This window comes from Megamonas rupellensis DSM 19944, from assembly GCF_000378365.1.
GTDB lineage: Bacteria > Bacillota > Negativicutes > Selenomonadales > Selenomonadaceae > Megamonas > Megamonas funiformis.
On the sequence record NZ_KB899609.1, the window covers coordinates 1 to 12324 of the forward strand.

Below are 12324 nucleotides of genomic sequence, written 5' to 3' on the forward strand. Positions count from 1 at the left end.
TCCTGACAAATATTATTAATCAACTCCTTTAATCGTTCATCAACACCATTGTTCAACACTTTTCTACGATATTTAGGACAAAATACTACATGATATTTACAAGAATATACTATATTATTATTTGATTTATATTTCATAAAAGTATTATATAACTATTAAAAATATAATACAACAAAAAACAATGATATCGAATCATTGTTTTTTAGCGAGCTTATATCCCCATAAATAAATTTAGGGGCTTTACGCTCGCATTTGGTAAGGTTTGGTGGAAAAATATTTGTAAATGTAAACAGATTAAATATAATGATTTCGTGCCAGCACTTACAGCTTTTTGGCTTAGTATAACCATAATATAAAATAAAAAGCATAAAAGCTTTTAAACTTTTATGCTTCTTATTTTTAATATTAATGATTTAACGCATATGATTAATCATACTAGCTAATCGACCAGCGCCAAAACCGTTGTCAATATTCATTACGGCAACGCCAGCAGCGCAACTATTTAACATAGAAAGCAATGCTGTTAACCCATGAAAGGAAGCACCATAACCTACGCTTGTAGGCACAGCAATTACTGGTTTATTAGCAAGACCACCAACAACACTAGCCAAAGCTCCTTCCATACCAGCAGCAACGATGATTACATTAGCCTTGTCAATCAAATCTTTTTTACTGAGTAGACGATGAATACCTGCAACGCCTACATCAAAGCAATATTGTACTTTATTTCCCATCAGTTGAGCAGTAAGACCTGCTTCTTTAGCGACAGGTATGTCACTTGTACCAGCTGTCATGACGAGGATAAAACGTTTATCATCAATAGGCATAGTATCTCTATCAACATAGATAATACGTGCAAATTCGTCATATTTTGCATCTTTTACTTTTGCTAGTACAGCTTGATAATTTTCTAAAGTAGCACGAGAGGCAATTATATTTTGTTCACTTTTTTGATAGAGGTGAGTGAAAATATCAGCTATTTGCTCATTAGTTTTACCTGCACAATAAATTACTTCAGGAAATCCTTGTCTTTTTGCTCGGTCATGGTCAATCTTAGCAAAACCAATGTCTTCAAAACCTTGATTATCTTGAAGTGATTGAAGCATAGTTTCGTCAGAGATATTTCCTAGTTTATAATCGTGAAGTAAATCTAATAATTGAGTAGTGTCCATATTTATTGTTTAACGGCCTTTTTTTTATTGCGTTTCCAGCGAATATAGTAGAAAGCGCAAGTGAGAACAAGAATAGCACTTACAACTAAACTTGCTTCATGACCTACAGCAAGCATAGTTTTCCAATTTTCGCCAAGTATCATACCGATGTATAAGATGAACATAGTCCAAGGAAGGGAACCAATAAAAGTATAGATGATGAATTTCTTCATATTTACTTTGGCAAAACCTGCAGGTAAAGAGATAAATGTACGAACTACAGGGAGTAATCTGCTGAAGAATACAGCTTTAATACCATATTTATCAAACCATTCTTGAGCAGTGTCTACATGAGATTTTTTCATGAAGAAATATTTACCATATTTATCTACAAAAGGTCTGCCACCTTTAGCACCGATATAATAAGTGATGATAGAACCTACCATACCACCAATCATACCAGCAACAGTAGCGTGGAAAAATTCCATTTTGCCAGCAAAGATGAGATATCCAGCAAAACCTAAGATTAATTCACTAGGAATTGGAATACAAGCATTTTCAAGCCCCATTAGTACAGCTACAGCAACATAGCCCCAAGTATCAATAAAACTCAAAAAGATTGTTGAAAATTGTTCCATTAAAAATTAGTCCTTTCTATTGTTAAATTATAAGATAATCCTTATATATATTATAACCGATAAAAATATTTAAGTTAATATAAATTTATGATATTCATAGCATGTAAAATGCCAACAACACCAAAGAGAATAAAGATTAATGAAGCAAATTTTTTGATGACTCTATCAGGTACATATTTGTGAAGCGTAGCACCTAATAAAATGCCAAGTCCATCAGCAACGAGCATACCAAGAGTTGTACCTACTAAGATAGAAAGCATATCAGCACCGATTTGAGCAGATAATGCTACTGTAGCGAGTTGAGTTTTATCTCCCATTTCGGCAAGGAAAAAGGCGATAGCTACAGTCCAAAAGATGCTAAAATGATTTTTTTCAGCTTCATTACCAAGTTCATCATCTTTTAAAATCCAAAGACCAAAGACAATAAAAGCAATAGAAGCAACGAGTTCAACAATGTCTTTAGGAATAAAAGAATGCAAATAAATACCAGCAGCGATTGCTACAAAGTGATTTAAAATAGTAGCAACTAAAATACCAAACATGACTTTCTTCCATGGATATTTTGTGGCAAAAGCCATAGCTAATAATTGAGTTTTGTCACCCATTTCGGCAAGAACCACCATGATAAACGCTGTTGAAAATGCAAACATAAGATTAAATCTCTCCTTAAAATAAATTAAATTTATTTGATAAAAGGGAATAAAAAAAGAGACTTCTAGTATAGACTGATACACTTAGTGTAACTAATCTATACCAAAAGTCTCACTATTGATGTAAAACATCAACGAATAAGCCAGATGAATTTCGTCGTTCATCAGTATGTTGACTTATTCTAAAAAGCTACTCCCTTTTAGCCAATACATTTACCAATAATACCATATACACACAATGGATATAATACACAAAAATAAATATTTTGGCAAGGGTTTATTTATTTTTCATAGCAAAATATTCTCTGTCTAAAATTCCGAGAATGATTAAATTTTCATAAACACCATCAGTTAAAATTGTTTCGCGAATAAGACCTTCACGGACAAGACCAGCTTTTTCATATACATGTAAAGCACGAGTATTGTGGTCTTTACAGTCAAGCCATGCTCTATGGAATTTTAAATCATCAAATGCCCAGGATTTTAACATTTCTAGTGTTTCTTGACCATAGCCTTTACCTTTTACATTTAAAATAATGCGAGTCCATTCGATTTCTTTAGATGGATTATCAAGACCTGCTATCATGAGAAAACCAACTTTTTCATGTGTGTCTAAAGTTTCGATAATTAGATGAGTAGCAGAAGGAGTATCTAAAGTTTGCATATGCACTTCGCGAGTATAAGGAATTACATATTTGGCATTTTCAGGAATGTATTCCACTTCCATGATATAGTCCATATCTTCAACTGTTGCTTGACGAAAACGTAATCTATTTCCTGTTTTTACGATTTTTTCCATATTAAAACCACCTTCATTATAATATTATAGATTTTATAATAAATTTTAGAAACTTATGGGAAAATTCCCTGACAGTTTAAGAAAAGTATAGTATACTTTTCTTAATATAACAAATAAGGAGGACAGCAGTATTGGCAACGATGTCTTTTGAACATTTATTAGATATTTTATTTGTACCAATTTGTATTCAAATAGGTGCCTTAATCGTAGGTTCATTTCTCAGTCGTTTAATTAATCGTTATTTACAAAGTAATGTAAATAGAGATTCATGGCAATATATTTTTGTCAATGCCTTAAAGGGATTACCGATTTCTTGGTGTTCCGGTGTTGGCTTATATTGGACGATAAATAGTTTATCCATACCAGAAACTATCAGCAGATTATTATCATATTTATTATTTGCAGTGATTATCTTTACTTTGACAAGAGTTATTGCAAGAACTTTATCTGGAATGATAGATTTTTATACTATGCGTTCTGACCAAAATATGCCAAAGACTTCATTATTAAATAATTTAATAAATATTTTAGTGTATTCTATGGGTGCACTCATTGTTTTACAATATTGTGGAATATCAGTAGCGCCAATTCTCACAGCTTTAGGGGTCGGCGGTATGGCAGTAGCCCTTGGTCTTCAAGATACGCTTGCTAATATTTTTGCTGGATTGCATTTAATTTTATCAAAGCAACTTCGTTTAAATGATTATATTAAATTAAGTACAGGTGAAGAAGGTCGAGTATCTGATATTACATGGCGTTTTACCACACTTCAATCCGTTAGTAATAATGTGGTAGTTGTACCTAATCAAAGTATATCTAAGGCGATTATCACAAATTACAGTATGCCACTTCAAGATATAACAGTAAGTGTAGCTATTGGTGTAAGCTATGATAGTGATTTAGATAAAGTGGAAGCTGTTTGTATAAGAACAGCAAAAGAAATTTTATCTAAATTAGACCCAGAAGTTAAAGCGGAGCCTGTAGTTAGATTTAATTTGTTTGCGGACTCTAGTATTAATTTCAATGTGATAATGCATGTTAGTGAATTTACAAATCAATATATTGTTAAACATGAATTTATAAAAGCGATTACAAAAGAATTTAGAAAAGAAAACATAGAAATACCATTCCCAGTAAGAACTATTATCAATAATAAAGAGTAAAATGGATATCAAAATAAATGAAAATTATCATAAAAATATTTTATAGTAATAATGAATAAAATAATTAGAGAATATTTCAGGAAAAGCTTTTTATTTTGTTAGAGATTTGGTAAGATATACTTGATTGAATACAAAATGCATGATTTTGGGATAAACATGGAGAAATTAAATTTAATGAAAGAATTTTTATCTGTTCAAGGTAGAAAATTATTAATACAGATTTCTATTTGTACTATTATTATTATTGGTATGTTTATAAATTATGATAAACTTTACTTGATAACAGGTGTATTTACAGGCTATTTATTAGCAGTTATATGCGCTTGGGTAATGGTATATAGAACGTGGAAGGCTGCTCATTTAACAGTAGGTAAAGCTAAAGGTCAGATGTGGCTTAGTTTGATAACGAGGTTATTGATGATTTTTATTATACTAAGAGCTGCTATATTGCAATCAGTGGAATTATTTTATGCAGTAGTAGGAGGCTTTTTCTTAGCTTTTATACTGTATATGATACATTTAATTATTTTTGTTTATCATAAGAATATGGAATAATATTTGCCTAGTGCAAATATTATCTACATAGAAACTGAAAAATATAATCTGTATTTTTCGGTAAAATATGAAATATATAGTAAAGAGAGGTGAGGACACTGTTACTTATGGACTGTATAAGCGGCAGTGGGGAAAATGCATGAAATTGGTGTGCGTGAAGTGGTCACTTTCGCAGGTATGCAATTCAATATTCAGACCTTAGAAATGACCTGGCTAGCAATGGCCATTGTAATACTGATTGCATTTTTAGCAACACGAAGTCTAAAGCTTGTTCCTTCAGGTTGGCAAAATGTAATTGAAATGGTTATTGTTTGGCTCAATGAGCAAATTGGTGTTACACTAGGTTCTCGTGGTCAATTAGTAGCACCATTTTTAATCACGCTATTTCTGTTCTTATTGATTTCAAACTGGATAGGACTTATTCCAACGCTTGCATCACCAACAAATGACTTAAATACAACTTTAGGTCTAGCTTTATTGGTGATTGTAATGTTACATGTACTTGGCTTGTATTATAAAGGTTTTAATTATATAAAACATTTTTTCCAGCCAGTAGCGCCATTTGTAATTATCAATTTGATTGAAGAAATAGCAAAGCCTATTACACTTGCTTTCCGTCTATTTGGTAATATTCTAGCAGGGGAAATTTTAATTATTATCTTGCTTTTATTAGTGCCAATATGGATGCCAGTACCTAGTGTTGTTTGGCTTGCATTTAGTTTATTTATCGGTGCAGTTCAGGCATTTATATTTACTATGTTATCTATGTCTTACTTAGCAAATGCTATGAAAGACGATGATCACCATTAATATTTGTTGATATATTTTAGTCAACAGATATTGATATAAGATTATCTATAGTTGTAGGTAATCTTGAAAAATTAATTTAATTTATGTTTATCTTTAAGGAGGATTTATTTTTATGGAAAACGCAATTATGGTTATGGCAGCATTAATTGGTGCAGGTATTACAATGGGTCTTGCTTCTATCGGTGCAGGTATTGGTGATGGTCTTGTTACTTCTAAATTCATCGAAGGTATTGCTCGTCAGCCAGAAGCAAAAAACACTTTATTCATGAACACTCTTATCTCTGTAGGTTTAATCGAAGCTATGCCAATCATTGCAACAGTTATTGCATTGATCATGCTTTATGCTAACCCACTTATTAAATAATTTGGGTAAACATTTAAATTTTAGATGTTTAGGAACGCATAAGGGGGCAATAAATTGATTGATATCAATATGACGATTGTGGCTCAAATCCTTAACTTCCTTATTTTGGTACTTATTTTAAAATTTGTAGCATATAAGCCTGTTATGAAAATGCTTAAAGAACGCGAAGAAAAAATCGCAAGAAGCATTGATGCCGCAGAAGCAGATGAACAAAAGGCTAAAGAACTGCTCGCTGAATATAATAAGCAATTAGCTGATGCCCGTATAAAAGCACAGGAAATTGTAGATAAAGCAATGAAACGTGCTCAAGAAGAACGTGATGCTAGCGTTGCTGAAACAAGACGTGAAATTGAGCAGATGAGAAAAGCCGCAAAAGAAGATATTGCTAGAGAACGTGAACGTGCAGCAATGCAGTTACGTGGTGAAATGGTAGCTTTATCCATGCAAGCAGCTGGCAAAATTATCGCTGCTAATATGGATAATAAAACAAATGAAAAATTGGTTAGTGATTTCATTGACCAGTTGGATAAAGATAAAATGGGTGGATTGCCATGCTGAATTTACAGTTAGCAAAAAAATACGCTGTGGCAATGTTTGAATTAGCTCAGGAAGAAAATAAGCTTGTAGAATATGGTGAACAATTAGCAGAAATTAGTACGCTTTTTAAAACTCAACCAGAATTAAAAGCTTTTATGAGTAATCCTCAAATTCAGCCATCAGCAAAAAAAGAACTGCTAAATAAAGTTTTTGGTAGCGATATTGAAAAATCAGTGCATAATTTTATGTTATTATTGATTGATAAACGTCGCATAGCATTAATTGAAGAGATAGTCGGTGAATATGAAGCTCTGTCTAATGAAGTTCGTAATATTGTAGTAGCACATGTTACTACAGCAGTTGCTATGGAAAAGCCACAAGAAAAAGCTTTAACTGCGAAATTAGAAGCTATTACCGGCAAGCATATTCAGCTAAAAACACATATTGATAAATCCATCATTGGTGGTGTCGTTGTAAAAATGGGCGACAAATTAATCGATGGTAGTGTAACTAGCAAAATTAAATCTTTAGGAAAGCAGTTAATGGCAAATTAAGTTATTTAAGTGGGGTGACAGAGTCGTTATGAAAATGAATCCAGAAGAAATAACAGCCATTATCAAGGATCAAATTAAAAATTATAATGTTGATTTAAATGTTGATGATGTAGGTACTGTTATTGAAATCGGTGATGGTATTGCACATATTCATGGCTTAGACAAAGCGATGTCAGGGGAACTGCTCGACTTTGGTAATGATATATATGGTATGGTCCTAAACCTTGAACAGGACAATGTCGGTGCCGTTTTATTAGGTGGCGACACAAAAATTAAAGAAGGAGATATCGTAAAACGTACTGGTAAAATCATGCAAGTACCTGTTGGGGAAAGTATGATTGGTCGTGTTGTTGACGCACTTGGTCGTCCAATTGATGGCAAAGGCCCTATTCATACAACACAGAGCCGTCCAATTGAATATCCAGCTCCTGGTATTGCTGATAGAAAATCAGTAAAAGAACCATTACAGACTGGTATTAAAGCAATTGATGCCTTAGTTCCAATTGGTCGTGGTCAGCGTGAACTTATCATCGGTGACCGTGGTACAGGTAAAACAGCTATTGCTGTAGATACAATCCTCAATCAGAAAGGTCAAAACTGTATTTGTATTTATGTAGCTATTGGTCAGAAAGCTTCTACAATCGCTCGTGTTGTAAAAACTTTTGAAGATCATGGTGCTATGGATTATACAATTGTAGTAGCAGCTACTGCTTCTGATAGTGCACCACTTCAATATATGGCTCCATATTCTGGTGTTACTATGGGTGAACATTTTATGTATCAAGGTAAACATGTACTTTGTGTATATGATGACCTTTCTAAACATGCTACTGCTTATCGTGCAATGAGCTTGTTACTTCGCAGACCACCAGGACGTGAAGCATATCCAGGGGACGTATTCTACTTACATTCTCGTCTTTTAGAACGTGCTGCTAAATTAAGTGATGAACTCGGTGGAGGTTCCATTACAGCTTTACCTATCATCGAAACTTTAGCAGGTGACGTATCTGGTTATATTCCAACAAACGTTATTTCTATTACAGATGGTCAGATTATGCTTCAGACAGAAGCTTTCTATTCTGGTATTCGTCCAGCTATTGACGTAGGTCTTTCCGTATCTCGTGTAGGTGGTAGTGCTCAGATAAAAGCTATGAAACAGATTGCTGGTCGTATGCGTCTTGACCTTGCTCAGTATCGTGAACTTGCAGCATTCGCTCAATTTGGTTCTGACCTTGATAAATCTACAAAAGAACAATTAGACCGTGGTGTACGTATGGTTGAAACATTAAAACAAGCACAGTATTCACCTTTAAAAGTAGATGAACAAATCCTTGTTATTTATACAGCTGTACGTGGTTTCTTAAGCGATATTCCTGTTAATCAGGTTGTTAACTTCCAACGTGATTTCTTGAAATTTATGAATTCAAATCACCCAGAAATTGGACAGACAATCGTTGAAAAACAAAAATTAGATGATGCTTTAGAAGCTTCTATCAATAGTGCTATTGAAGAATTTAAATCCACATATTCATATAATAAATAAGCAGTGAGGTGATTTAATTGGCTAGTTTACAGGACATACGCCGCAGAATAAAAAGCGTAAAAAGTACACAGCAAATCACTAAAGCAATGAAAATGGTTGCTGCTGCTCGTTTACGTCGTGCCCAAGAAGCGGCTGTATCCAACCAACCTTATGCTGAAAAAATGTATGAGGTTATTGCCGATGTAGCCTCTAATGCAGGAAGTTTTTCACATCCTCTGCTAGAAGTACGTGAAGAAGGTAAAACTTTATATGTTGTTTTAGCTTCCGATAAGGGTCTTGCAGGTGCTTATGCTAGTAATGTATTTAAAGAAACAATTTCTCATATCAAAGATGCAAAAAATACATCTATTATCACTGTAGGTCGTCGTGGTAAAGAATATTTCGTTCCACGTAAATATGATGTATTAAATTCTTATATGGGATTTACAGAACGTCCAGAGTATCAAAATGCTCGTCAAATTGCTGTTGAAATTATGGAGCATTTTAGTAAAGGTGACTATAAAGAAGTATATCTTGTATATACAAAATTTGTGTCAGCTATTTCTGCTATACCTCAGACAATTAAATTATTACCATTTACAGCACCAGAGTCCTCCGATCATAAACCTACTGCTGAATATATTTATGAACCATCAGCACAATCAGTGCTTGGATATTTATTACCGCAATATATTATTACAACAATATATGCATCATTATTACAATCAGCAGCAAGTGAACTAAGTTCACGTATGAATGCGATGAGCAATGCAACAGATAATGCTGAAGAACTCATCTCTAAACTTGATTTGCATTATAATAAAGTACGTCAGGCTGGTATTACTCGCGAAATTACAGAAATCGTGGGCGGTGCAGAAGCTCTGAAGTAAGGAGGTTTCACCTAAGTGGCAAAAGGTAAAATTGTACAGGTTATTGGACCTGTTGTTGATATAGAGTTTCCGGCAGAATCTTTGCCAGAAATTTTAAATGCTGTAACTATTAAAGGTAAATCTGGTGACATTGATATCGATTTAGTTGTTGAAGTTATGCAACATTTGGGTGACAATGTTACTCGTTGTATCGCTATGAGTTCTACTGACGGTTTGACTCGTGGCATGGAAGCTGAAGATACTGGTGCTCCAATCAGAGTTCCAGTAGGAGAAGCAACTCTTGGTCGTGTATTTAACGTACTTGGAAAAACAGTTGACCATGATGATACTCCTGTAGGCAACAAAGAATTTTGGCCTATTCATCGTCCAGCTCCAAAATTTGATGAACAAGAAACATCTACACAGATTTTAGAAACTGGTATTAAAGTTGTTGACCTTATCGCACCATATTCCCGTGGTGGTAAAATCGGTTTGTTCGGCGGTGCTGGTGTAGGTAAAACAGTTCTTATCATGGAACTTATTCATAATATCGCAACTCAACATGGTGGATATTCTGTATTTTCTGGTGTTGGTGAACGTACTCGTGAAGGTAATGACCTTTGGTCTGAAATGAAAGAATCTGGCGTTATCGATAAAACTGCTTTAGTTTATGGTCAGATGAACGAACCACCTGGAGCACGTATGCGTGTTGCTTTAACTGGTCTTACAATGGCTGAATATTTCCGTGATGTTCAAAATCAGGACGTATTATTATTCATTGATAATATTTTCCGTTTCATTCAGGCTGGTTCTGAAGTATCCGCACTTTTAGGTCGTATGCCATCTGCCGTTGGTTATCAGCCAACACTTGGTACAGACGTAGGTGCTCTTCAGGAACGTATTACTTCTACTAAAAAAGGTTCTATCACATCTGTTCAGGCTGTATATGTTCCTGCCGATGACTTAACTGACCCTGCTCCAGCAGCAACATTTGCTCACTTGGATGCAACAACAGTATTGTCTCGTCAGATTGCAGAGCTTGGTATTTATCCAGCAGTAGACCCACTTGATTCTACTTCTCGTATTCTTGACCCACATGTAATCGGTGAAGACCATTATGAAGTAGCTCGTGGTGTACAGGCTATTTTACAGAAATATAATGAACTTCAAGATATTATCGCTATCTTAGGTATGGAAGAATTATCTGATGAAGATAAACTTACTGTAGCTAGAGCACGTAAAATTCAAAGATTCTTATCTCAGCCATTCTTCGTTGCTGAACAGTTTACAGGTACACCAGGTAAATATGTACCATTAAAAGAAACTATTCGTGGCTTTAAAGAAATTTTAGCAGGTAAATATGATGACTTACCTGAAAGTGCTTTCTATATGGTTGGTAGCATTGACGAAGTTGTTGAGGCAGCAAATAAAATGAAGAAGGAGGGATAATTTATGGCTAAAATAAAGCTAGAAATTATTTCTCCAAATAAAGTTGTTTATAGTGCTGATATTGATATGTTAATCGTGCGTTCTATTGCTGGGGATTTAGGTATTATGCCAAAACATGCTCCGCTTCTTGCAGGGCTTGTTCCTCATGCAATGAGAGCTATGATTGACGGCACTGAAAATCTTATTGCAGTTAGCGGTGGTTTTATTCAGGTTCAACCTGATAAAATTATTGTACTTGCAAGTGCAGCAGAACTTCCTATTGAAATTGATATCAATAGAGCGAAAAAAGCTTATGAACGTGCACAAAAACGTTTGGAAAGCTTTAAAGAAAATCCAGAAGTTAAGAGTGATGTTGATACACTTCGCGCTAGAGCTGCACTCGAACGTGCTAAAGCAAGACTTAAAGCAACTAAAACAGATATTGGTTAATATTTAATTAGTTTTATGTAAAAACGGTTGTAACTTAATTTAGCTACAACCGTTTTTATTTTAAAGGTGATAATATGATTTTTAGCAATATAAAAAATATAGATTTAACCACTATAGATGAACGAATTAAATTTTGTGTAGATTATTTTAATGAACATGATTTAATAAATTATAATGCAGGAACATATCAAACAGATAGAGAGGATATTTGTTTTCGCATTGATGAATATGAAACACAAATTGCTCAGGAAAGATATTGGCAAGCACATGAAAAACATATAGATGTATATATTTTATTAAAGGGACAAGAACGCATAGATGTTAATATTTATGAAGGTGTAATTTATCATCGTGATAAGATAGACGATATGTTGATGTTAGAAGAAATGCCATACACAAATATTAATTTTTTGAGCAATTTTGGTGATATTTTAGTTTGTAATCCAAATGAAGCGCACAAGACAGGAATTCATATGGATTTAAAAAATAAATTTAAAATAGCTTTATTTAAAATTAGAATTTAATTTGAGAAACAAAAAAAGAGCAATCATATTGATGTGCACCCAAAATATTGGACATATTAATTAGGCTACTAATTGAAACTTAATTCTGTATTCTACAGGACTAAGTCCTTTTAGTTTTATCTTTATCCGTTTTGTATTATAATATTTTATATAAGATTTTAACTCTTTTATAAAATCTTCAACGGATTTGAATTTTTTTAAATAGAATAATTCGCTTTTTAGTAAACCAAAGAAATTTTCTATTACGGCATTATCTAAGCAATTGCCTTTTCGGCTCATGCTTTGGATAATGCCTTTTTCTTTTAATAAT

General features: G+C 33.6%; 17 protein-coding genes. 11 read left to right on the forward strand and 6 right to left on the reverse strand.

The window, feature by feature from the left end:
- The 5 genes from F553_RS12420 to F553_RS0110635 form a co-directional block, all read right to left on the reverse strand.
- The coding region (locus F553_RS12420; protein ID WP_208854025.1) for a transposase at positions 1-137 on the reverse strand (137 nt) is incomplete at its 3' end.
- Positions 138-413: 276 nt separating this feature from the next.
- Entirely contained in the window at positions 414-1172 is a 759-nt protein-coding gene (larB, locus tag F553_RS0110620) for a nickel pincer cofactor biosynthesis protein LarB (RefSeq protein WP_019000081.1), read from the reverse strand.
- 2 nt (positions 1173-1174) lie between these two features.
- Positions 1175-1789 carry a DedA family protein gene (locus F553_RS0110625; RefSeq protein ID WP_019000082.1) on the reverse strand — a complete coding sequence of 205 codons (615 nt, stop codon included), beginning with the start codon at positions 1787-1789 and terminating at the stop codon, positions 1175-1177.
- Positions 1790-1863: 74 nt separating this feature from the next.
- Entirely contained in the window at positions 1864-2439 is a 576-nt protein-coding gene (locus tag F553_RS0110630) for a TMEM165/GDT1 family protein (RefSeq protein WP_019000083.1), read from the reverse strand.
- A gap of 277 nt (positions 2440-2716) precedes the next feature.
- Positions 2717-3238, reverse strand: coding sequence for a GNAT family N-acetyltransferase (locus F553_RS0110635; RefSeq protein WP_008540082.1), 522 nt, complete (start codon positions 3236-3238; stop codon positions 2717-2719).
- Between the two features lie 140 nt (positions 3239-3378).
- On the opposite strand from F553_RS0110635, the gene F553_RS0110640 reads away from it, so the two are divergent.
- The 11 genes from F553_RS0110640 to F553_RS0110690 all read left to right on the forward strand — a co-directional run bounded on the left by F553_RS0110640 (position 3379) and on the right by F553_RS0110690 (position 12014).
- Positions 3379-4401 carry a mechanosensitive ion channel family protein gene (locus F553_RS0110640; protein WP_033405790.1) on the forward strand — a complete coding sequence of 341 codons (1023 nt, stop codon included), beginning with the start codon at positions 3379-3381 and terminating at the stop codon, positions 4399-4401.
- Between the two features lie 174 nt (positions 4402-4575).
- Positions 4576-4956, forward strand: coding sequence for a hypothetical protein (locus tag F553_RS0110645; RefSeq protein ID WP_019000085.1), 381 nt, complete (start codon positions 4576-4578; stop codon positions 4954-4956).
- A gap of 135 nt (positions 4957-5091) precedes the next feature.
- The gene (gene atpB, locus F553_RS0110650; protein WP_008540076.1) at positions 5092-5766 is read left to right on the forward strand and encodes a F0F1 ATP synthase subunit A; all 675 of its coding nucleotides are present in this window, start codon (positions 5092-5094) and stop codon (positions 5764-5766) included.
- 112 nt (positions 5767-5878) lie between these two features.
- A complete protein-coding gene (atpE, locus tag F553_RS0110655) occupies positions 5879-6130 on the forward strand; it encodes a F0F1 ATP synthase subunit C (RefSeq protein WP_008540075.1) in 252 nt (83 codons plus the stop codon).
- A 54-nt stretch (positions 6131-6184) separates the two neighbouring features.
- Entirely contained in the window at positions 6185-6688 is a 504-nt protein-coding gene (gene atpF, locus F553_RS0110660; protein ID WP_008540074.1) for a F0F1 ATP synthase subunit B, read from the forward strand.
- Positions 6682-7221 (forward strand): F0F1 ATP synthase subunit delta, encoded by a 540-nt coding sequence (locus tag F553_RS0110665; protein WP_008540073.1) that lies wholly within the window; start codon positions 6682-6684, stop codon positions 7219-7221. The genes atpF and F553_RS0110665 overlap by 7 nt, the downstream gene beginning before the upstream one ends.
- Positions 7222-7249: 28 nt before the next feature.
- On the forward strand, positions 7250-8764 hold the full coding sequence (gene atpA, locus F553_RS0110670; protein ID WP_008540072.1) for a F0F1 ATP synthase subunit alpha: 1515 nt from the start codon (positions 7250-7252) through the stop codon (positions 8762-8764).
- A 17-nt stretch (positions 8765-8781) separates the two neighbouring features.
- Positions 8782-9633 (forward strand): ATP synthase F1 subunit gamma, encoded by an 852-nt coding sequence (gene atpG, locus F553_RS0110675; RefSeq protein ID WP_019000086.1) that lies wholly within the window; start codon positions 8782-8784, stop codon positions 9631-9633.
- Between the two features lie 15 nt (positions 9634-9648).
- Complete coding sequence (gene atpD / locus F553_RS0110680) at positions 9649-11061, forward strand: F0F1 ATP synthase subunit beta (protein WP_008540069.1); 1413 nt, start codon at positions 9649-9651, stop codon at positions 11059-11061.
- 3 nt (positions 11062-11064) lie between these two features.
- Entirely contained in the window at positions 11065-11490 is a 426-nt protein-coding gene (atpC, locus tag F553_RS0110685; protein WP_008540068.1) for an ATP synthase F1 subunit epsilon, read from the forward strand.
- A gap of 74 nt (positions 11491-11564) precedes the next feature.
- On the forward strand, positions 11565-12014 hold the full coding sequence (locus F553_RS0110690; protein ID WP_008540067.1) for a NanQ anomerase/TabA/YiaL family protein: 450 nt from the start codon (positions 11565-11567) through the stop codon (positions 12012-12014).
- A gap of 60 nt (positions 12015-12074) precedes the next feature.
- On the opposite strand, the gene F553_RS0110695 is transcribed toward F553_RS0110690, so the two are convergent.
- On the reverse strand, positions 12075-12324 hold a 250-nt coding region (locus F553_RS0110695), incomplete at its 5' end, for an IS3 family transposase (RefSeq protein ID WP_019000087.1).

Excerpts from the sequence above, each read along its gene's own strand:
- larB (WP_019000081.1), bottom strand. The coding sequence starts at position 1,172 with ATGGACACTACTCAATTATTAGATTTACTTCACGATTATAAACTAGGA.
- F553_RS0110625 (WP_019000082.1), bottom strand. The coding sequence starts at position 1,789 with ATGGAACAATTTTCAACAATCTTTTTGAGTTTTATTGATACTTGGGGC.
- F553_RS0110630 (WP_019000083.1), bottom strand. The coding sequence starts at position 2,439 with ATGTTTGCATTTTCAACAGCGTTTATCATGGTGGTTCTTGCCGAAATG.
- F553_RS0110635 (WP_008540082.1), bottom strand. The coding sequence starts at position 3,238 with ATGGAAAAAATCGTAAAAACAGGAAATAGATTACGTTTTCGTCAAGCA.
- F553_RS0110640 (WP_033405790.1), top strand. The coding sequence starts at position 3,379 with ATGTCTTTTGAACATTTATTAGATATTTTATTTGTACCAATTTGTATT.
- F553_RS0110645 (WP_019000085.1), top strand. The coding sequence starts at position 4,576 with ATGAAAGAATTTTTATCTGTTCAAGGTAGAAAATTATTAATACAGATT.
- atpB (WP_008540076.1), top strand. The coding sequence starts at position 5,092 with ATGCATGAAATTGGTGTGCGTGAAGTGGTCACTTTCGCAGGTATGCAA.
- atpE (WP_008540075.1), top strand. The coding sequence starts at position 5,879 with ATGGAAAACGCAATTATGGTTATGGCAGCATTAATTGGTGCAGGTATT.
- F553_RS0110665 (WP_008540073.1), top strand. The coding sequence starts at position 6,682 with ATGCTGAATTTACAGTTAGCAAAAAAATACGCTGTGGCAATGTTTGAA.
- atpA (WP_008540072.1), top strand. The coding sequence starts at position 7,250 with ATGAAAATGAATCCAGAAGAAATAACAGCCATTATCAAGGATCAAATT.
- atpC (WP_008540068.1), top strand. The coding sequence starts at position 11,065 with ATGGCTAAAATAAAGCTAGAAATTATTTCTCCAAATAAAGTTGTTTAT.
- F553_RS0110690 (WP_008540067.1), top strand. The coding sequence starts at position 11,565 with ATGATTTTTAGCAATATAAAAAATATAGATTTAACCACTATAGATGAA.